The organism is Flammeovirga kamogawensis (genome assembly GCF_018736065.1).
Taxonomy (GTDB): domain Bacteria; phylum Bacteroidota; class Bacteroidia; order Cytophagales; family Flammeovirgaceae; genus Flammeovirga; species Flammeovirga kamogawensis.
Map to the genome: position 1 here is coordinate 487,587 of NZ_CP076129.1, position 19,906 is coordinate 507,492.

19 protein-coding genes and 1 riboswitch are annotated in these 19,906 nt (G+C 33.8%); all 19 genes read left to right on the forward strand.

Annotated elements, in window-relative coordinates; genetic code table 11:
• Positions 1-294 precede the first annotated feature (294 nt).
• The 19 genes from KM029_RS20880 (at position 295) to cobW (ending at position 19,835) form a co-directional block, all read left to right on the forward strand.
• The gene (locus tag KM029_RS20880; protein WP_245006607.1) at positions 295-1,740 is read left to right on the forward strand and encodes a cobyric acid synthase; all 1,446 of its coding nucleotides are present in this window, start codon (positions 295-297) and stop codon (positions 1,738-1,740) included.
• A complete protein-coding gene (locus KM029_RS20885) occupies positions 1,734-2,738 on the forward strand; it encodes a pyridoxal phosphate-dependent aminotransferase (RefSeq protein WP_144076811.1) in 1,005 nt (334 codons plus the stop codon). Before KM029_RS20880 ends, KM029_RS20885 begins: the two co-directional genes overlap by 7 nt.
• A complete protein-coding gene (gene cbiB / locus KM029_RS20890) occupies positions 2,729-3,667 on the forward strand; it encodes an adenosylcobinamide-phosphate synthase CbiB (RefSeq protein ID WP_144076814.1) in 939 nt (312 codons plus the stop codon). The genes KM029_RS20885 and cbiB overlap by 10 nt, the downstream gene beginning before the upstream one ends.
• The gene (locus KM029_RS20895) at positions 3,667-4,191 is read left to right on the forward strand and encodes an AAA family ATPase (RefSeq protein ID WP_144076816.1); all 525 of its coding nucleotides are present in this window, start codon (positions 3,667-3,669) and stop codon (positions 4,189-4,191) included. Before cbiB ends, KM029_RS20895 begins: the two co-directional genes overlap by 1 nt.
• A gap of 14 nt (positions 4,192-4,205) precedes the next feature.
• A riboswitch (cobalamin riboswitch) is annotated at positions 4,206-4,393 on the forward strand.
• A gap of 132 nt (positions 4,394-4,525) precedes the next feature.
• Positions 4,526-5,323 carry a (2Fe-2S) ferredoxin domain-containing protein gene (locus KM029_RS20900; RefSeq protein ID WP_144076817.1) on the forward strand — a complete coding sequence of 266 codons (798 nt, stop codon included), beginning with the start codon at positions 4,526-4,528 and terminating at the stop codon, positions 5,321-5,323.
• Entirely contained in the window at positions 5,320-6,156 is an 837-nt protein-coding gene (locus tag KM029_RS20905; RefSeq protein WP_144076819.1) for an NAD-dependent epimerase/dehydratase family protein, read from the forward strand. Before KM029_RS20900 ends, KM029_RS20905 begins: the two co-directional genes overlap by 4 nt.
• A 2-nt stretch (positions 6,157-6,158) precedes the next feature.
• The gene (locus KM029_RS20910) at positions 6,159-7,094 is read left to right on the forward strand and encodes a sirohydrochlorin chelatase (protein ID WP_205125536.1); all 936 of its coding nucleotides are present in this window, start codon (positions 6,159-6,161) and stop codon (positions 7,092-7,094) included.
• 3 nt (positions 7,095-7,097) lie between these two features.
• The gene (gene cobI, locus KM029_RS20915; protein WP_144076823.1) at positions 7,098-7,811 is read left to right on the forward strand and encodes a precorrin-2 C(20)-methyltransferase; all 714 of its coding nucleotides are present in this window, start codon (positions 7,098-7,100) and stop codon (positions 7,809-7,811) included.
• Positions 7,808-9,178: a precorrin-3B C(17)-methyltransferase gene (gene cobJ, locus KM029_RS20920; protein WP_144076825.1), complete on the forward strand. Its 1,371-nt coding sequence runs from the start codon at positions 7,808-7,810 to the stop codon at positions 9,176-9,178. Before cobI ends, cobJ begins: the two co-directional genes overlap by 4 nt.
• Position 9,179: 1 nt before the next feature.
• The gene (gene cbiE / locus KM029_RS20925; RefSeq protein WP_158631237.1) at positions 9,180-10,385 is read left to right on the forward strand and encodes a precorrin-6y C5,15-methyltransferase (decarboxylating) subunit CbiE; all 1,206 of its coding nucleotides are present in this window, start codon (positions 9,180-9,182) and stop codon (positions 10,383-10,385) included.
• Positions 10,386-10,389: 4 nt separating this feature from the next.
• The gene (gene cobM, locus KM029_RS20930; RefSeq protein WP_184679451.1) at positions 10,390-12,234 is read left to right on the forward strand and encodes a precorrin-4 C(11)-methyltransferase; all 1,845 of its coding nucleotides are present in this window, start codon (positions 10,390-10,392) and stop codon (positions 12,232-12,234) included.
• A 3-nt stretch (positions 12,235-12,237) separates the two neighbouring features.
• Positions 12,238-12,999 (forward strand): precorrin-6A reductase, encoded by a 762-nt coding sequence (gene cobK, locus KM029_RS20935; RefSeq protein WP_144075762.1) that lies wholly within the window; start codon positions 12,238-12,240, stop codon positions 12,997-12,999.
• Positions 12,990-14,081 carry a cobalt-precorrin-5B (C(1))-methyltransferase CbiD gene (gene cbiD / locus KM029_RS20940; RefSeq protein WP_144075763.1) on the forward strand — a complete coding sequence of 364 codons (1,092 nt, stop codon included), beginning with the start codon at positions 12,990-12,992 and terminating at the stop codon, positions 14,079-14,081. The genes cobK and cbiD overlap by 10 nt, the downstream gene beginning before the upstream one ends.
• Positions 14,078-14,788 (forward strand): cytochrome c biogenesis protein CcdA, encoded by a 711-nt coding sequence (locus KM029_RS20945; RefSeq protein ID WP_144075764.1) that lies wholly within the window; start codon positions 14,078-14,080, stop codon positions 14,786-14,788. The genes cbiD and KM029_RS20945 overlap by 4 nt, the downstream gene beginning before the upstream one ends.
• A 6-nt stretch (positions 14,789-14,794) precedes the next feature.
• Positions 14,795-16,396 carry an AAA family ATPase gene (locus tag KM029_RS20950; RefSeq protein WP_144075765.1) on the forward strand — a complete coding sequence of 534 codons (1,602 nt, stop codon included), beginning with the start codon at positions 14,795-14,797 and terminating at the stop codon, positions 16,394-16,396.
• Complete coding sequence (locus tag KM029_RS20955; protein ID WP_144075766.1) at positions 16,396-16,908, forward strand: bifunctional adenosylcobinamide kinase/adenosylcobinamide-phosphate guanylyltransferase; 513 nt, start codon at positions 16,396-16,398, stop codon at positions 16,906-16,908. The genes KM029_RS20950 and KM029_RS20955 overlap by 1 nt, the downstream gene beginning before the upstream one ends.
• A 4-nt stretch (positions 16,909-16,912) precedes the next feature.
• A complete protein-coding gene (locus KM029_RS20960) occupies positions 16,913-18,241 on the forward strand; it encodes a cobyrinate a,c-diamide synthase (protein ID WP_144075767.1) in 1,329 nt (442 codons plus the stop codon).
• Complete coding sequence (locus tag KM029_RS20965) at positions 18,238-18,816, forward strand: cob(I)yrinic acid a,c-diamide adenosyltransferase (RefSeq protein WP_144075768.1); 579 nt, start codon at positions 18,238-18,240, stop codon at positions 18,814-18,816. Before KM029_RS20960 ends, KM029_RS20965 begins: the two co-directional genes overlap by 4 nt.
• Positions 18,816-19,835: a cobalamin biosynthesis protein CobW gene (gene cobW / locus KM029_RS20970; RefSeq protein WP_144075769.1), complete on the forward strand. Its 1,020-nt coding sequence runs from the start codon at positions 18,816-18,818 to the stop codon at positions 19,833-19,835. Before KM029_RS20965 ends, cobW begins: the two co-directional genes overlap by 1 nt.
• The last annotated feature ends 71 nt before the right edge of the window (positions 19,836-19,906 follow it).

Sequence of the window (19,906 nt, forward strand, 5' to 3'; positions counted from 1 at the left end):
CCCCTATCTGTTAAAAAACAAACGAGATAACTCAAATTATTATACGTAATCAACCAATTTCAAAACGAATGTATTGGGGTATATTATTTATGAATGTTAAAATATTGATCTATAAATTAGGTGCTGATATCTGAGTAAATCATTATGAAAATACGTATATTATTTAATACCTTAGCAGCAGAATAAAGCCAAAAGTATTTGTAATACAATCAATAAATCAATGATTGTCAAAAGAAATAAATACGCTTCTAACAAATAACTAAACTAAGGTATACTCTTGCTCTTATGAATAAAATGCGTCCGATAATGTTAGTGGGTACTAGCTCAGATGTGGGAAAAAGTTGGATTACAACTGGCATCTGTAGATGGTTAAAAAATAAGGGTTTTACCCCTGCCCCATTTAAAGCTCAAAATATGTCGTTAAATAGTTTTGCAACTTTTGATGGCTTAGAGATTGGACGTGCACAAGCAGTACAGGCCGAAGCTTGCAAGTTGGCAGTAATGGTAGAAATGAATCCCGTTTTATTAAAGCCTTCTTCTGTAAATAAGTCTCAAGTTGTATTGCATGGTAAACCTATTGGCGACCAAACTGCAAGAGATTATTTTCTTGGAGAGAATAAAAAGCACTTGTTTTTAGAGGCACAAAAAGCATTTCAAAAACTATCTTCACAATTTACTCCTGTGGTGATGGAAGGTGCAGGAAGTATTAGTGAACTTAATTTAAAACATAGAGATATTGTAAACATGCGTATGGCAAAAGCAGCCAATGCTTGTGTTTATTTAATTGCAGATATTGATAAAGGTGGTGTTTTTGGAAGTGTTTACGGTACTATCGCTTTATTAGAAGAGTGGGAAAAAGCACTTTTAAAAGGAATTATCATCAATAAATTTAGGGGGGATGCAAGTTTATTTGTAGAAGGTAAGAAAAAACTCGAAGAACTAACGGGATACCCTGTTTTAGGTGTACTTCCATTTGCTAAAGATATCATTATTGAAGAGGAAGATTCTGTTGCTTTAAGTCAGAGAAATACTTCAGCAATAAAAGGAAAACTTAATATTGCGGTGGTAAAACACTACTATATGTCTAATTACACCGATTTTCAGGCATTAGAGAATGAACCATTAATTCAGTTGTACTACACAAGAGATATAGAAGAACTAAAAAAGGCTGATGTTATTGTACTTCCGGGGACAAAGAATACCATGCACGATTTAAAGCTGCTAAAAGATGAAGGGATTGCCGATGTCATCAAAGAATTATACAATAAAAAATGCATCATTGGTATTTGTGGTGGCTATCAGATGTTAGGAAAATCGGTTTTAGATCCTTTTAATGTAGAAAGTGATAAATCAGCAGAAAAAGGATTAGGCCTTTTTGATATATCCACTACTTTAACTAAAGAAAAGCATACTGTTCAACAAAATTTCTCTTTTAAAAACTCTAATGATACTTGCATAGGATACGAGATTCATATGGGTGAAACCAATGTTCCTGATGGATTCGCATTAACAAAAATAAATGGTAAACCAGAGGGCTATTTTGACGGAAAATTGAGTTGGGGAACTTACTTACACGGTATTTTTGATAATAAAGTAGTAGTGAATGAATTATTAAAACTTAAGTTTGATAAAGCTGAAGCTATTGACTACAAAACGTTTAAAGAAGAACAATTTGATAAACTAGCAGACTGGGTTGAAAATAACTTAGATATGCCTAAAATTATGGAAGATATATGCTAAATGGTCACGGAGATGATTTACATCTTATAGATACGCCTATAGAACATAACTTTAGTTCTAATGTATTTTACAAAGGTTGTCCCAAAGAGCTCACAACGCACTTGGCTAGTAAACTGAAAAACATACAAAGTTACCCTTCTCCTGCTGCAAATGAGTTAAGTAATGCAGCAGCAAAAAGGTACAACTTATCACCAAGTCAGTTCTTATTTACAAATGGTGCAATAGAAGCATTTTATTTAATAGCACAGCAACAAAAAAATAAGCACGCTACTATTGTAGGTCCTACCTTTTCGGAATACGAAGATGCTTGTAGAATACATGGTTTAGAATATAAAGTAGTTGCAAAAGAGCAATTATCACACATGATTACCGACCTTGTTTTTATTTGCAATCCAAATAATCCAACAGGAAGTGTGTACCAACAAGAAGAAATTGAACAGCTTTTAATTATAAACGCTTCTACTCTATTTGTAATTGATGAAGCATATATTGAGTTTACCAATCAGACCTATTCTGTTCTGCATTTAACAGAAAAATATGATAATTTGATTATAGTAAGATCACTTACTAAAACATTTACAATTCCGGGTCTTCGATTAGGGTATATTGTAGCGTCTAAAAAAGTAATTGATCAACTAAGAGATATTCGTATACCTTGGAGTGTAAACGGTTTAGCTATAGAAGCAGGTGCATATCTTTTTGAGAATTATGACCGTTTGCTATTTGATGTAGCTGATTTATACAAAGAAGCTAACATTTTTAGAGAGCAACTAAAAGGAGTTTCTGGCATAGAAGTTATCACTTCATCTACTACTTATTTTTTAGTAAAACTTCTCAAACATTCTGCTAAAGCACTTAAAGATCACCTCATTAAACAAGGAATTTTAATACGAGATGCCACAAATTTCACATTACTAGAAGGAGAATATATACGTCTTTCTGTTCAGTCACCATCGTCAAATCAAAAATTAATAAATTGCCTTAAAGCATGGAATTAGAGCATATAGCTATACTCTTGTTTGCGTATTGCCTCGATCTTATTTTGGGAGACCCAAGACAGCTACCTCATTTAATTGTCTTGTTTGGAAATTCTATAAGTTGGGGAGAAAAACGATTAAATAAAGCAGATCATTTATTTGAAAAAGGCTTGTTACTTACACTTACATTGGTCGTTTTATCTTTTGTAATTCCATACATTGCATTACTACAATTGTCCAATTATTCCATTTTTGCTACTGTAGTTATAAGTATAGTTTTGCTCTTTTATTGTTTAGCAAATAAAACCCTTGTAAAAGAAGGAGTAGCAGTTTTTACTACATTAGAAAATCAAGGTTTAGAAGCTGGACGAAAACGATTATCGTGGATTGTAGGTAGAGATACTTCTTCTTTAAATGAGAATCAAATACGAATAGCTACACTAGAAACAATGTCAGAGAATTTAAGTGATGGCGTTATTGCTCCCCTTTTCTTTTTTGCCATTTCAGGTGTTCCTGGGGCAATGGCGTACAAAATGATCAATACGTTAGACTCCATGGTTGGCTATAAAAACACGAGGTATGAACAATTTGGTAAGTTTGCTGCAAAACTTGATGATGTTGCGAATTACCTTCCTTCAAGAATTACAGCCTTTTTAATTCTTCTGTTTTCAAATAAACTAAAAGGCTTAAAATTCGTTTTTACAGAGGGTAAAAAACACAGTAGTCCTAATGCAGGCTATCCAGAAGCTGCTTTAGCCTTTGTTCTAAATTGTAGGTTTGGCGGTCCGAATATTTATTTCGGGAAAATTGTAGAGAAGCCTTACATTGGGACAAATGAAAGGAACATTCTTCATACCGAAATTTATAAAACAGCCAAAATAAACTATGGTGTAAGTTTAATTATGGTTGTTTTTTGTGTAGCATATTTACTTTTGATCAAAAATATCTAATGCAAAAGTTTATTATCTCGGGAGCAGCAGGTACAGGTAAAACTACACTAATTAATGCCATTGCCCAGAAAAATATTCCTTCTTTACCAGAGGTTTCTCGAAAAGTTATACAACAAGAGCAACGTATAAACTCAGATGGTTTCCCTTGGGCGAATATTGAAAAATACACAGATTTAGTGTTTCATGAATCTGTACAAAATCTATTTGAAAATACAGATGCCATTTTTTGTGATCGCAGCCTTATTGATGCAATTGCTTACCTAAATCATCAAGGAAAACCTATTCCAAGTAAATTAGCAGCCTTTCCGTTTAAGGAGCATTACCATAAAAAAGTTTTCTTTGCTATGCCTTGGAAAGATATTTACCGAACTGATAATCAAAGACCTGAATCGTTCGAGTATCACCTTTCTCTTTCTAAGGTTCTTTTCTCTACATACAACAGATATGGATTTGATCTTATCCAAATTCCCTTCGGTTCTGTTCACGCTAGAGTAAAATTTGTGTTAAACAACGTTTGCTTGTGACTTTTATTTAAGTAACTTTGCCATGCTTATTAGGTATTAATTTTTAAAAGGGAATTTGGTGTAAATCCAAAACTGTACCCGCAGCTGTAAGCTTTAGATCTTTTATAGATCACTTTAGTACAACAATACCACTGTCTTAATTGATGGGAAGGTAGTAGTAAAGAAAGTAAGTCAGAATACCGGCCTAAAAAGTAGATAAAAACAAACTTTCGGGAGTTAAAGTTAAGGCGTTTAAACATATTTATTATCCTTTTTAAGGGTATTACTCTGTGGGCAGATTGTCATTTCTATATCTCCGGAACACTAATTATTAATGTTCTCGACAATCTAACTAATGGGGAAAAATATTGCTAATACTACACATAACTTTCTATTCTGCGATGGCGGCTCTTGCCAAAAAGCAGGTTCTGAAGAAGTAGTCCGTAAAGTTAGGGCTTACCTAAGAAATAATGGACTCTGGGATAGCACTCATACAATAAAAACACGCTGTAATGGCAGATGCGAAGATGCCCCAACTTGGATTGTCCAACCTAATAATTATTGGTACAAAGAACTTACTCCTGAAAAAGGATTAGAAATCATAAAAAGCCATATTCATAACAATGAGCCTGTTGAAAAACACTTGCTGTATCAGAATAAATGGGATAAGGTGGCTTCCGAAAAAGAAATACCAGCCTATAAATTAAAACCTTTTTCTATTCTAGAAGATACTACTTTAGGGAGTTGTTATCTTACTAGAGGTTTTGCATCAGACCAATATACATTCCCACTGTTTCTTTATTTAAAAGAACACTCTCCTACTTCTAAATTAATTCTTGATGATAATAAGAGTATTTTATTCTCAGACATCAAAGAAGTTATTTATAGCAAACAATATGTTTTAGAATTAATACTAGAACAAGAAACAATAGAATTAGTAATTGCTCCAATAAATCAAAAAGACGAAGCACTTGTTAAAGCTAGAATTTCAATTGTAGAATATTTCCATCAAATCACTACAAATAAAAAGGGGATTCGCTTTAAAAATAAATTTGGGCATCAACTTGGTTTAATTTGGCTCTCAGATACAGCATGGGAATATTGCTCAAAGGTTCAATTACAAGGTTTAACCATTGAAAAACAGCCTGTATGAAAAAGAATATTTCAATACTAGGTGTAGGTTGGCTAGGTACTCCTTTAGCAAAACAGTTAAAAGAAAATAACCATGTAATAAATGGAAGTGTTCGTTTTAAAAATGAATTAGAGAAGCTAGCAGCTAACCACAATAACATAAATGTGATTAGCATTGAGGTAGATCAGATACTTGGGAATTGGGATGATTTTCTTGCAGAAACTACTCACCTAATTATTATGTTTCCTCCTAATTCTAGAAAAGATATTGAGCAAACGTACAAGCTGCAAATGCTTCAAATTACTAAAAGAACATCTCCTTCTCTAAAAGTCATTTTTATTAGTTCCACAGCAGTCTATCCTAATTTAAATCAGACGGTTACAGAGCAAAACACTCCTGCTCCCTCTACCGCAAATGGAAAGTCTATCTATGCTGCCGAACAAGTATTATCAGCTCATTTTAAAACGAATTTAACCATAGTTCGTTTGGCTGGTCTCATTGGAAGCGATAGGCACCCTACGCTATTTCTAAAAGAAAAAAGAGTACTTAAATCGCCCGATGTACCTGTGAATGTTATACATCAAGAGGATGCAGTACAGCTAATCACGAAAGTTATTACCAACAATTTATTTGGAGAGATAATAAATGGCTGTGCCGAAAAGCATCCTATCCGTAAAGATTTATATACAGAGGCAGCTTATTTATTAGATCTGCCCGCTCCAATATTTAACAAGCAACGCACTTCGTCTTATAAAATAGTAGACAGTAGTAAATCTAAGTGTTTGTTGTCTTTTGATTACAAATATCCAGACCCTCAAGTTTTTTTTAATAAAGGGGTTGAAACTGTAAAATAGCTATGAAAGAAGGAATTTTATTATGTGGTCATGGTTCTAGAAGAAAAACAGGAACCGATGCATTTAAAAGATTAGTAGGTATTCTTCAGAAGAGGTACGAAGAAAATTATGAGGTTGATTATGGTTTTTTAGAATTTAGTCATCCTTTGTATGAAGCAGCCGTTGAACGTTTATATCAAAAAGGAGTACGTGTTATTTATGCATTGCCCGTAATTTTATTTGCTGGATCACATGCTAAAAATGACATCCCTTATGAGATGAACACCATTCAATCTTATTACCCTGATTTACAAATTAAGATGGGTAAACATATAGGTGTGAGTTCTTATCTGTTAGAACTTTCTAAAAAACGTATTCTTGAACAAGAAACTTTATTACCAACTTTAGATAGAAAAGACTGTGGTTTAATTGTAATTGGTAGAGGAACTACAGACCCTGATGCAAACTCTGATGTACATAAATTAGCCGCAATGCTTTGGGAAGGAATGGGTTTTGGTTTTACCACTGTAGCCTATAGTGGTACAGCTTACCCTTCTATTAATGAGAGCTTACCAATGATGGAAAAGTTAGGTTATAAAAGAACATATGTAATTCCATTTTTCTTTTTTACTGGCGTATTGTTAGAACGGATTTATAAAGCAGTAGACGACTTTAATACATCTGCAACTACAGCGTACATAAGTACATATGCATTTGGTGCAGATGAATATATTTTACAAGCTTTTGATGAACGTTTAGACCAAGCAATAAATGGTGAAGCCAACATGAATTGCCAATTGTGTAAATACAGAAAACAAATAATTGGCTTTGAAGAGGAAGAAGGAAAAGAACAGATTGGACACCATTTAAATGTGAAAGGAATTCTTTTTGAGGAAGACGAAAAAGTGAATGAGAAGAAAGGTGTTTTAGCTGCTTTTAAAAATGTATTGGGAATTTAAATTATGGAAAAAGGCAAAATATATGGTATTTCTTTAGGCCCAGGCGATCCCGATTTAATTACAGTAAAAGGGCTTAAAACACTCCAAACAGTTGATAAAATTTATTATCCTGGTTCATTGCAAAAAAATGGTGCTCAACGTAGTTATTCTTTACAAATACTAGAAAATTACAATTTAGATCAAACGAAACTAAATGGCTTCTATCTAAACATGACAATTGATAGAAGTTATGTAGATGAAGTCTATGAGGCTACTTTTCAGCAGATAAAAAAAGATTATGAAAACTGCCTGACTGTAGCAATTGTTTCTGAAGGTGATTTAAGCACTTACAGTTCGTTTTCCTATTTATTAGAAAAAATACATAAGGCAGAATTAGCAGTTGAGCTTGTACCAGGAATCACTTCTTTCCATTTAGGAGCTGCAATAACGCAACAACCATTGGCATTATTAAACGAGACTGTAAAAGTTTTACCAATGCTAAAATCAAGAGAAGATTTAGAGGAGGCACTTAAAAGTTCGAATACCGTGATTTTAATGAAAATTAAATCAGCAATCAAATACATTCTCCCCTTACTTTCTGAAAAAAATATTGTGTTTACCTATTGTGAAAAACTAGGTACAGATACACAATTTATTACTTCATCTCTAGACCAGCTAAGTGATAGAGAAATTCCTTATTTCTCTTTACTAATTATTAAACAAACAAACTATTCATGAAAATTACAGTAGCAGGTTTAGGACCTGGACATAAAGAATACATTCTTCCAGTAGTTACAAATGCTTTACAAAAAGCTGATGTTATTATTGGTTACGATTATTACTTCCAATTTTGTGAAGATTTTATTCGAGAAGATGCCGTAAAAATTGCCATGCCTTTAGGCAAAGAGGAAGAAAGAGCCGTTGTAGCTGTAGAAGAAGCAAAGAAAAACCAACATGTTTTTGTTATTGGTTCTGGAGATGCAAGTATTTACTCTATGGCCGCAATTGTTTATCAGGTGGCCTCTTTACAACCTGAGTTAGATATTGAACTAGAAACACTTCCGGGGGTTTCAGCTTTTCTAGCGGCAGGCAGTAAATTAGGAGCTCCTCTTGGTCACGATTTCTGTTGTATCTCTTTATCAGATTTAATGACACCTTGGCAAGTAATTGAAAAAAGAATAAGAGCTGCAGCAAGCGGAGATTTTGTTACTAGTTTATACAATCCAAAAAGTAAAAAAAGGTATTGGCAATTAGAAAGACTGAAGAAGATCTTTTTAGAAGAAAGAGATGTGGATACTCCTGTAGCAATTATCCGTCAGGTAACCCGACCAGAAGAGAAAATAACGATACAAACTCTAGGCACTTTTGATGTTGAATTAGTAGATATGTTCTCTTTGGTTATGATTGGAAATTCTCAAACTTATCAATATAAAGAACACCTAATTACACCTAGAGGGTATTTAAATAGAAAGCCTAAAACAGGACTAGAAATACAACAGGAGAGCTTTAGAATTGTAACAAGTAAGTTGCAAGAATTAATGCACAGTATTGCAGATAAATGGGCAATTACAAGGGTTATTCATACCACAGGTGTACTTGATGACCATGTGCATTATGAAGCAGCACAAAAAGCGGTGGATAAAATCTCTAGATACTTACAAAATGGAGGTACTATTGTTACCGATGTTACAATGGTACAGGCAGGTATAACAAAGCAATTCTCTAAAAAATATAAGAATCAAATTGTCTGTTGTCTAAATGATGAAGATACACTTTTACTTGCAGAAAAAAAGGAACTGACACGCTCTCAAGCAGGGATTAGAAAAGCAATTTCATTATACCCAAATGCACTTTATGTTGTAGGTAATGCACCTACTGCATTGTTCGAAATTACAGATCAACTTCGTGATAATCCTTCTTTTAAACCTGCTGGTGTAATTGGTGTACCTGTTGGGTTTGTCAACGTGTTGGAATCTAAAGAACAGTTGGTACAATCAAAGAATACGCCTTGGATTACATTACATGGCAACAGAGGTGGAAGTAATATTGCTGCTGCTCTTGTAAATGCATGTTTCACGCTTCAAGAATCATCTAATTATTTTTAAAGTGAATGCATCTCCTCTTCATATTGACCTTATTGGTATTGGTAATAAAACCAATAGTGAGCTTTCATCTGAATACCGTTTGCTGATACAAAAGCACCGACTATTCTCTGGTGGTAAAAGACATTACGATCTAGTAAAACATCTTTTACCAAAGCAACACGAATGGATAGATATTGCTGGAAAAATGCCCGATTTAATGAATAAGTATATGGAAGCAGATCAAAAAAGAATAGTTGTTTTTGCCTCTGGCGATCCTCTATTTTTTGGGTTTGCTAATACTGTTAAAAGGCTATTACCTCAGGCTTCTATTTGTGTGTACCCCTATTTTAATGCATTGCAATTACTTGCCCATAAGGCTGTACTAAATTATAGTAATTTATGTACAATTTCTTTGCATGGTAGAAACACTTGGAAGCCGCTAGACAAGTGCTTAATAAATGGAGAGGAACGCATTGGTATACTTACAGACAATACGCATTCTCCTAGACATATAGCAGAACGCTTACGTTTGTATAATTTTTTAGATTACGAGCTTCTAATTGGCGAAGAACTAGAAGGAAAAAACGAAAAAATAAGACAATTAAGTATTGAAGAGACTCTACTAATAAATGATTTTCAGAAACTGAATTGCGTTATTTTAATCAAAAAATCTGAGCGTAAAGTTCCTTTAAGTTTTTCAGATTCTAGCTTTCAAACTTTAGAAGGTAGACCGGGCATGATCACAAAGCAGGCCATACGATCTATCACTATTCCTTCTTTAGAATTACACAATAAAAAATGCTTTTGGGATATAGGAAGTTGTACTGGTGCAATTGCAATAGAAACACAGTTAAGTTATCCATCACTTAATGTTTTTGCATTTGAAATAAGGCAAGAATGCGATCAAATTATAGCCAACAACACCTACACACATCAATGTCCTGGTATTCATATTGAAATCAATGATTTCATGAAGTTGGATCTTGATGAGTTTCAAAAACCTGATGCCATTTTCATAGGTGGGCATGGCAATAGGTTAGCTGAAATGATGGGTAAAATAGATTATGTACTTGATAAAGGAGGTATTGTAGTTATGAATACCATCTTAGAAAAATCGTTTAATACATTTATTAAATGTGCAACAGATCTGAACTATCAACTCCTACCACCTTTAAAAATTTCACTAAACGAACACAACACAGTACATGTACTTGTTGCTAAAAAATAGAACAATGAAGAAGATAACTATAATTGCTACAACAGATAAAGGCATTGGCATTGCACTTACATTGCATAAAGAATTCCCTAAATCTTTAATTGTTACTACTAGAAAAACAACAAATGAGTCTGTATCAGTAGTTGCTTCAATTAACGATTATCTCTCAAAAAACTACCATAAAATAGACGGTATTTGTTTTGTGAGTGCTTTAGGTATCTGTGTTCGTTTAATTGCTCCTTTTATGGAGAATAAAAAAACTGACCCTGCCATTATTTGTGTAGATGACCATGGAAAAAATATACAATCTGTTTTATCTGGGCATATTGGTGGAGGTAATGATTTCACTCAAAAAGTTGCTCAAATAGTTGGTGGTAATGCAATTATTAGCACATCAAGTGATTTACAAGATATTTGGGCATTAGATACACTAAGTACAACATTTAATTGGGCTACAACTTCTAATCAACCCTTGAATAAAATTATTAGCCTTTTTGTAAATAACCAACCTACAGCTCTTCTTTTAGATATAAAAGATAAAGGCACTGCTTATTTAGAAAAGCATCTCCCCAATTTTATCACAGTTTATTATGATGAAAAGGAGATTGATTATTCAAAATATCAATTACTAATTGCAGTTACATATAAAGTCTACAACACATCAATTCCACATCTTTTATATCACCCTAAAACATTAGCACTAGGAACTGGGTGTTCTAAAACTTTGGATTTTCCATTATTTGAAGAAAGAATAAAGCAAGAACTTTTAAAGCATAACATCGCATTTGAGGCCATTAAAGAAATTGGTTCAGTAGATATTAAAGCAGAACAGTCGGCATATTTAGCATTAAGTAAAAAATATAATATTCCATTTATCACTTTTACAAGAGAAGAAATTGATCAAGTTGAAGTACCTAACCCGAGTGAGATGGTACAATCTAAAATTGGGGTTGATGGTGTTTCAGAGTCTACTGCATTATTGCTTTCAAAACAGGAAGAAGTACTTGTAGAAAAGCAAAAGATTCATTTAGAAAACAATGATAAGTTTACATTTTCTGTAGCTCTGAAAAAGGAGTTTGAGCGTAAAGCAGCTATTGCAATTATTGGTGCTGGTCCGGGAGATGAAGAGCTAATTACAGTAAAAGGAAAGCAATATTTAGAGCAAGCGGATTGTGTGCTTTATGCAGGTAGTTTGGTGCCTGAAGAAATGATTAACTGGTGCAAAGAGGGAGCTATTGTTAGAAATTCGGCCATGATGACGCTTGAAGAACAAGTTGCCTTAATGACTGAACATTACAAAAAAGGAAACTTTGTAGTAAGGTTACACTCTGGAGATCCGTCTCTCTACGGTGCTATACAAGAGCAGATGACCATTTTTGATGAGTTGAAAATGGATTATTTTATTGTTCCGGGTATCTCTGCATTTAGTGCTGCTGCCGCTGTTTTAAGATCAGAATTTACTATTCCAGAAGTTGTACAATCTATTGTATTAACAAGAGGTGAGGGCAAAACACCAATGCCTCCAAAAGAGAGTATTTCTGCTTTTGCAAAAACAAATGCTACGATGTGTTTATTCTTAAGTGCTGGTATTGCTTCTAAAGTTCAATACCAATTATTAGAACATTTTGACCCTGAAACACCAGTTGCTGTACTCTACAGATTAACATGGAAAGATGAAGAAATCTATGAAGGGAAACTTTCTGATTTAGCCAAAATTGTAAAAGACAGCAAGAAGACTAGAACTGTATTAATTGTAGTAGGCAAAGCCATTGGAGCACGTAAAAATAGATCGCAATTATACAGCCCTGATTGGCAACACATTTTTAGAACAAATAAAAAGTTTGTCGTTAAAGAAGCTTAGCATATGGTTTTAATATTTGGAGGTACTACGGAAGGCAAAAAGGTTATTCACTTTTTTGAGAGAAAGAAAATAGCCTACATTTATTCTACAAAAACAAAAGTAGAATTTACAGAAACACCTTATTCTACATATAGATATGGAGCATTAGATCCTGCACAAATTGCAGCATTTATAATAGAGAATAATATCACTACAATTATAAATGCCTCTCATCCATTTGCTACAGAATTGCACGATTCTTTAGACAAGGTGTGTATACATTTTAATATTCCTGTTATTCGTTTAGCAAGAAAAAAACTTATCATTCCAAAGCATCCGTTAATTCATTATGTGAGAAGCTATAATAAGGCAAAAGAATTACTGTTCGGAAAATTTAATGGTAAGAAGCTTTTAGGCCTTACGGGGGTTCAAACAATACATATTTTTGAAGAATGGTGGAAAACAAACCCTGCTGTATTTAGAATATTACCAAGAGAAACCTCTAAAGAAATAGCCAATAAAGCTGGCTTTCCAAAAGAACAACTTATACTCTCCATGCCATCAAGTGATTCAAACCATGAGATTGCATTACTTAAAGAAAGAAATATTGAAGTAGTTATAACAAAAGAAAGTGGTAATAGCGGGTTCTTAATGACAAAAATTGATGCAGCTCTACATTGCAACATCCCTATACTTATTGTGCGTGAACCTGTGATACCTAGTTCGTTCACTACTATTTATTCTGTGGAAGAACTAGATAAATTAATGCCAAAAATATGGGGTTAAAAAAAGTTCCAGAAGGTAAATTGAGGGAAGGTTTTACAACTGGTACTTCTGCTACAGCGGCTGCTAAAGCTGGTTTACTATCAATTGTTTTACAACAAAAACAAGAGCATGTACCCGTACATTTACCCATTGATAAAGTACTCAACATTGCTATTCACAGCTGTGAGTTTACTGCTCAAACAGCAAAATGTAGTGTTTTAAAAGATGCTGGAGATGATCCCGATGTAACCAATGGCGCTGAGATTGGCTGTAAAATTCAATTTACAAAAGAACAAGAAATAACTTTTTTAGCTGGTGAAGGTGTAGGTACCGTTACGCTACCAGGTTTACAACTAAATGTAGGTGAACCTGCTATAAACCCTGTGCCAAGACAAATGATTCGAAATGCACTTCAGAAGATACTGCATGATTACGATCTAGAAGTAGGAATTGCAGTTACTGTATTTGTTATTAATGGCAAAAAACTGGCAAAGAAAACACTCAACGAGAGAGTGGGCATTATGAATGGTCTCTCCATTTTAGGAACTAGTGGGATTGTAAAACCTTATTCAGCTTCTTCTTATATAGCAAGTATTGAGCAAGGTGTAGATGTTGCTGTTGCCAATGGAATTACAGAATTAGTAATTAATTCGGGGGCAAGAAGCGAGAAATATTTAAAGCAATTATTTCCTGCTTTAACAGAACAATCTTTTATACATTATGGAAATTGGATTGGAGACACATTACGAAAAATCAATACATCGCCCATAAAAAAAGTAACAATGGGCATTATGTTGGGCAAGGCTGTAAAATTAGCTCAAGGACAAACCGACACGCACAGTTGTGTTTCTAGTTGGGACAAAGAGTTTATAGGAAATATTGCACTTCAAAGCGGCTATTCACAAAATCAAAAAGACCATATTCTTCAATTAAATATGGCCAGTAGATTGGTAGAAGTTATCCCATTTCAAGAAGATGAAACTTTTTATCAAGCATTGCTTTTAAAATGCTATTTAGAAATCAGAACATTATTTAAACACACAACTTTCCATCTTTTCTTAATTGGGAAAGATGGTGATTACATTCAACTTAAACATATATGACACTCACAAACATCATCAGACCTTTAATGGCAGGGATCCTCCATTCTTTTGAACCTGACCATGTTACAGCAGTTTCTGTTTTAGCTACAGAAAACGCCATCAAAAAAGAAAAAGCATCGGTTAAAAATGTTATTAAGGCATCTCAATGGGCATTAGGACATTCTGTAACATTGCTATTATTAGGTGGCATTGCCTTATTATTTAAAAGTACTGCAGAAATTTTTGTGAAAGATATTTCCTATTGGGCAGAAATCTGCGTCGGACCAATTATGATTTGGTTAGGTGTAGTTTCTATTAGACGAAACCATAAGCTAAAGGAAATGATGCAAGATCATAAAAAAATAGAAGAGCATGATCACCTCGATAGTAATTTAATTCACCTACATGGAAAGCAAGGCGAGGAGATTGCCATGAACCCTATGAACAAATCTTTTTGGGTAGGAATGCTACATGGCTTAGCCGGTACAGGTGGTGCGTTAACATCAGCATTAATTTTAAGTTCAGCTACTGTTATGGATGCTGTAATAATCCTACTAATAGAATCAATAGGTATTATTATAGCCATGGGTGTTTATAGTTATGCATTACTATCTGTTTTAAGCCGATTTATAGAAAAAAATCTATCCATTTTTAAGTGGATGAATGGTATTGCAGGGCTTCTCTCTATTCTGCTAGGTTTTTATTGGATTTACAACTCAATTGTTTGATTTATCATGACTTTTCCGTTCACAGCAATTGTAGGTCAAGAGCAATTTAAACTTGCACTCCTACTCAATAGTATTGATCCTTCTCTTGGTGGAGTTCTTGCCATAGGTGATAAAGGTACCGGCAAAACTACACTAATACGTTCTCTCTCCGATTTATTGAATTGTACTTTCGTAAACCTTCCTATTGGAGCTGCAGAAGATAGAGTTTTGGGACATATCAATTTAGAGAAATTAATTAATGATAAAAGTGAAGAAGTACAATTAGGACTTCTAGCACAAGCCAACAAAGGGTTTTTATATATTGATGAAATTAACTTGCTGAACGATTATCTAATGGATGTACTTTTAGATGCTTCAGCGTCTGGAGAATATTATTTAGAAAGAGAGGGTATTTCTAAAAAGTTTGACAGTAAATTCTGTCTTGTTGGTTCTATGAATCCTGAAGAAGGTGATTTAAGACCTCAGCTAAAAGATCGTTTTGGACTTAGTGTTCAAATAAAAACACCTACACTCTTAGAAGACAGAACTAAGATTGTTTCCAATAGGTTAGCATTTGATAGTAATCCGACTGAGTTTATTACTCAATTTAAAGAGGAACAGCAACTGTTACAAGCAAAAATTACACTTGCAAAAAGTAATGTAATTAACATACCAATTACAGTAAAAATTATAGAATATTGTACTCAACTAGCTTTAGATAATGCTGTTGAAGGTATGAGGGCAGATATACTTCTTGTTAAAGCAGCAAGAGCCTATGCTGCGTTTCATCAAAAGGAAAGTATAAGTACTGAAGATGTTGATGCCATTAAAGATTTTGTTCTTCATCATAGACAAAATAATACTACACCACCCCCTCCATCTCCTCCTCAAAATCAAGAAAAAGAAGAAAAACCTAAAGAGGAAAAAAAGCCAGAACAAGCACCTAAAGAAAGTGCCGTTTTTAAATCAATCATTCCAGAACAAAAATTACAAATTACAGAGAAGCAAGACATCGGTATTCAACAGACTGCTCCTAAAAGTAATCTCAAGAATTCCATAGATAGAAGAAAAAGTGTAGGACAATATTTAGCCAAAGATCAATTCGAAATTTTTAATAAACCGCAAGAAGAAGCAACACCAAAGCAAATTATTTTTCTATTGGATTCTAGCGGATCAATGATTAATGAGGAAGTAATCACTTTAGCAAAAGGGGTAATTGAGAAGATCGTAAGCAAAAACCAGAACGCTCCTCTTCAGTTTTCGCTAATTGCCTTACTACAAGGAGACGCTACAATTATAAAAGAGAATACCAGTAATATAAAAGTATTCATAAAGGCTATTCAAGAATTAGAATCAGGGGGTAAAACAAACATTATTGCAGGGTTTAAATGTGTAAAAAGTTTATTGGCACAAACTAGTAATCAAACCGAATTAGTAGTTGTTTCAGATGGTCATTTTTGTAGTGATTACGGTCTTGAAGATATTATTGGGAGCTACCAATTTCATTGTAAAAAAGTACAACAGCTTACACTAATAGATACAGAAACAGGGATAGTACAATTAGGTATTATGAAGAGATTAGCTGATGCACTAAAAGGTACTTATCAAAAACTTTTACTTGAACAATAATGGCAAAAATACACATGATTACAGGCGGACAACGCTCAGGAAAGAGTGTTTATGCAGAAAAAATTGCATTGTCATTAAGCAATACACCTTACTACCTCGCTACATCAAAAAAATGGGATGAGGAACATACAAAACGTATTGATTTACACCAAAAAAGAAGAACTAACAATTGGATCACAATTGAAGAGGAGATCGATTTACATCTCCATCAATTAAAAAATAAAGTAATTCTGCTGGATTGTGTAACACTTTGGCTTACAAATATTTTTGATAAGATGAACTACGACAAAGAAAAAACTTTCGATAAAGCAGTTGCAATTTGGGAGCAACTTATTTTACAAGATTGTACACTTATTGTTGTTGCAAATGAAATTGGTTTAGGAGGAATCTCAATGCACAAAGGCACCCGACATTTTACAGATGTTCATGGTTTAATAAATCAAAGAATAGCAAAAGATGCCCAACAAGTAACATTTATAGTTGCTGGTCTTCCATTGATAGTAAAAGGATAATAAAATGCATAAATCAAGTTTTATAATTGCTGCACCAACAAGTAATTCTGGTAAAACAACCATAACACTAGGGTTATTGAGGGCGTTAAAAAACAGAGGAAAAGAAGTACAACCTTTTAAATCTGGTCCAGATTATATCGATCCAAAATTTCATGGTATTGCCTGTGGAAAAACAGGAGTAAATTTGGATTTATTTATGATGACAGAGCAACATTTAAAAGAGACTTATCTCGATTATATAGCTACATCTGAGATACAGTGTATTGAGGGTGTTATGGGTCTTTTTGATGGAGCAAAAAAAGCAGAAAGAAGTACTGCAGAATTAGCTAAAAAACTTAATTTACCTATCATTTTTGTAGTAGATGCTAAAGCTGTAGCCTATTCTGTCGCACCCTTACTTTATGGGTTTAAAAACTTCGACCCCTCTTTAAATATAGTAGGGGTAATTTTTAATAGAGTAAACACCAAAAGTCATTATAAATTTCTACAAGAGGCCAGTGAAGATGTTGGTATTAAAGCTTTAGGTTATGTCCCTTTTTTAGAAGATTGTAAAATTCAATCAAGGCATTTAGGCTTATCAATTGCCAATTTAAAAGAATACGACAAAAAGATAACAGCTATAGCAAAACAAATAGAAAAGACCGTTCATCTAAATCAATTACTTGATTTAACTACCTATGCAGAAACCACACACACAAAGCAAAAAGCTGTCCCTCCTATTGCACCTTTAACGATTGGTGTAGCAAAAGATGAAGCTTTTAATTTTAGCTATAGTCAGAATATTAATGCATTAAAAAAAATAGGTAAGGTGGTATTTTTCAGCCCAATAAAGGATGAAAAACTACCGCAAACAGATGTACTTTATTTTCCTGGAGGATATCCTGAATGTTATGTTAAAAATTTAGCTGAGAATAAAGCAATGCTTTCTGCAATTAAAGAATATGCAGAAAATGAAGGGGTAATTATTGCAGAATGTGGGGGTATGATGTATTTGGGTAAAAATATGATTGATCAAAATGGAGACTCCTATCCTATGGCAAATGTATTTTCATTTAGTAGCTCTATGAAAGCTATGAAACTCCACCTTGGTTACCGCACCATCCACCTTGATGAGTACACCTTTAAGGGGCATGAATTTCATTATTCAGAAGTTTATGGAGATGAAAATATTGAAACTGTGGGTCAAATTTTTAGTGCTAGAAACCAAGAAGTACCTACAAAAATTTACAAATATAAAAACGTATTGGCCTCATATATCCATCTCTATTTTGGAGAAGCCAATCAATTTAAATCAATTACTAACTATATAACTGATAAAACATTACAACTATGAAAGTATATACCAGAAAAGGTGACAAAGGACAAACTGGAGTTTTTGGTGGTAAAAGAGAAGCCAAAGATTCGCCAAGAATAGAATGCATTGGCACTTTAGATGAGGTAAACTCTACTATCGGTTTATTGAGGGCAAAATTGGGTAACGATCACGAATGGCAACCCAATTTACATCGTATTCAAAAAGACATGATGAACATGATGTCTCATTTGGCTAGACCATCTGATTCTAAAAAAGAAAATAAGAACCCTCATCCAGAAGATGGTGCTGTTTTTTGTGAGGAATGGATTGACGCTATGGAAAATAATATGAGTAGTCCTTCTGATTACTTTTTACTACCTGGTGGAAATGAAATTTCTGCACTCTGCCATGTATGTAGAACACAAGTTAGAAGAGGAGAACGCACATTGGTAACGCTCGCTAAAGTAGACCCAGATAGCGTTTTTGAATACATTTCATCTTACATCAACCGCCTTTCTGATTTGTTCTTTACAATGGCTAGAGCAGAAATGGACAAACATGGTGTAGCTGAAGAAAAATGGAATCTATTTTTATATAAAAGAAAAAAGAAATAATGAGAAAAATACCTATTACAATTGTTACGGGCTTTTTAGGAGTAGGAAAAACTACCCTTGTCCACAATATTCTTAAAAACGCCAACGGCAAAAGAATTGCTTTGTTGGTTAACGAGTTTGGTGAAGTTGGTGTAGATGGAGACATTATTAAATCAGGTTGCGACGATAAAGAGTGTAACTTGATTGAATTATCAAACGGTTGTATTTGCTGCACAGTACAAGAAGAGTTTCTTCCTTCGATGCTAGAATTAATTGAGCGAAAAGAAGATATCGATCATATAGTAATTGAAACCTCTGGTTTAGCCATGCCAAAACCATTGGTAAGAGCTGTAAATTGGCCAGATCTAAAACCTCATATCACAATAGATGCAGTTATTACTGTAGTAGATGCAGTTGGTATAGCAACAGGTGAATTTTGTGATAGACAACGTGTACAAGCTCAACGTTTAGCAGACGATTCTCTAGATCATGAAACTCCAATTGAAGAGCTATTTTTAGATCAACTATCATGTGCTGACTTGGTTTTAGTGAGTAAAAGAGACCTGGTAGATGATAAAAAATATAATGAAATCGCTGCTTTTGTATCAGAAAAAATAAAGGCTAATACTAAGGTCATTCCAATGATTAAAGGAGAAGTGAGTAACGATCTATTATTAGGAATTGAGGCTTCTGCTGAAGATGATTTGGATAACCGTCATTCAATTCACGAACATCACCATGAGCATGGACATGACCATGAACATGATGATGACATTAAAACTGAACTCTTGGAATTTGAAGAAACGGCAAATATCAAGCAGTTGATTAATGAGTTGACGCAACTAGTTAAAGAAAATGAAATCTACAGAATAAAAGGTTTTGTAAACATTCCTAATAAACCAATGCGTATGATTTTACAAGGAGTTGGAGACCGTTTTGATTATTATTTTGACAGAGCTTGGGAACCTAATGAACCTCGTAAAACACATTTGGTTGTTATTGGACGAAACATTTCTCTTTCGGAAAATACAATTGTTTAATTATCAATAACCACATTAACAGTGTCTCCTACTAACATTTGAGGCACTGTTTATTGCTTACTCCAACAGCA

Bases quoted from the DNA above. Each gene is read 5' to 3' on its own strand.
- KM029_RS20880 (WP_245006607.1), top strand. From the start codon at position 295: ATGCGTCCGATAATGTTAGTGGGTACTAGCTCAGATGTGGGAAAAAGT.
- KM029_RS20885 (WP_144076811.1), top strand. From the start codon at position 1,734: ATGCTAAATGGTCACGGAGATGATTTACATCTTATAGATACGCCTATA.
- cbiB (WP_144076814.1), top strand. From the start codon at position 2,729: ATGGAATTAGAGCATATAGCTATACTCTTGTTTGCGTATTGCCTCGAT.
- KM029_RS20895 (WP_144076816.1), top strand. From the start codon at position 3,667: ATGCAAAAGTTTATTATCTCGGGAGCAGCAGGTACAGGTAAAACTACA.
- KM029_RS20900 (WP_144076817.1), top strand. From the start codon at position 4,526: ATGGGGAAAAATATTGCTAATACTACACATAACTTTCTATTCTGCGAT.
- KM029_RS20905 (WP_144076819.1), top strand. From the start codon at position 5,320: ATGAAAAAGAATATTTCAATACTAGGTGTAGGTTGGCTAGGTACTCCT.
- KM029_RS20910 (WP_205125536.1), top strand. From the start codon at position 6,159: ATGAAAGAAGGAATTTTATTATGTGGTCATGGTTCTAGAAGAAAAACA.
- cobI (WP_144076823.1), top strand. From the start codon at position 7,098: ATGGAAAAAGGCAAAATATATGGTATTTCTTTAGGCCCAGGCGATCCC.
- cobJ (WP_144076825.1), top strand. From the start codon at position 7,808: ATGAAAATTACAGTAGCAGGTTTAGGACCTGGACATAAAGAATACATT.
- cobM (WP_184679451.1), top strand. From the start codon at position 10,390: ATGAAGAAGATAACTATAATTGCTACAACAGATAAAGGCATTGGCATT.
- cobK (WP_144075762.1), top strand. From the start codon at position 12,238: ATGGTTTTAATATTTGGAGGTACTACGGAAGGCAAAAAGGTTATTCAC.
- cbiD (WP_144075763.1), top strand. From the start codon at position 12,990: ATGGGGTTAAAAAAAGTTCCAGAAGGTAAATTGAGGGAAGGTTTTACA.
- KM029_RS20945 (WP_144075764.1), top strand. From the start codon at position 14,078: ATGACACTCACAAACATCATCAGACCTTTAATGGCAGGGATCCTCCAT.
- KM029_RS20950 (WP_144075765.1), top strand. From the start codon at position 14,795: ATGACTTTTCCGTTCACAGCAATTGTAGGTCAAGAGCAATTTAAACTT.
- KM029_RS20955 (WP_144075766.1), top strand. From the start codon at position 16,396: ATGGCAAAAATACACATGATTACAGGCGGACAACGCTCAGGAAAGAGT.
- KM029_RS20960 (WP_144075767.1), top strand. From the start codon at position 16,913: ATGCATAAATCAAGTTTTATAATTGCTGCACCAACAAGTAATTCTGGT.
- KM029_RS20965 (WP_144075768.1), top strand. From the start codon at position 18,238: ATGAAAGTATATACCAGAAAAGGTGACAAAGGACAAACTGGAGTTTTT.
- cobW (WP_144075769.1), top strand. From the start codon at position 18,816: ATGAGAAAAATACCTATTACAATTGTTACGGGCTTTTTAGGAGTAGGA.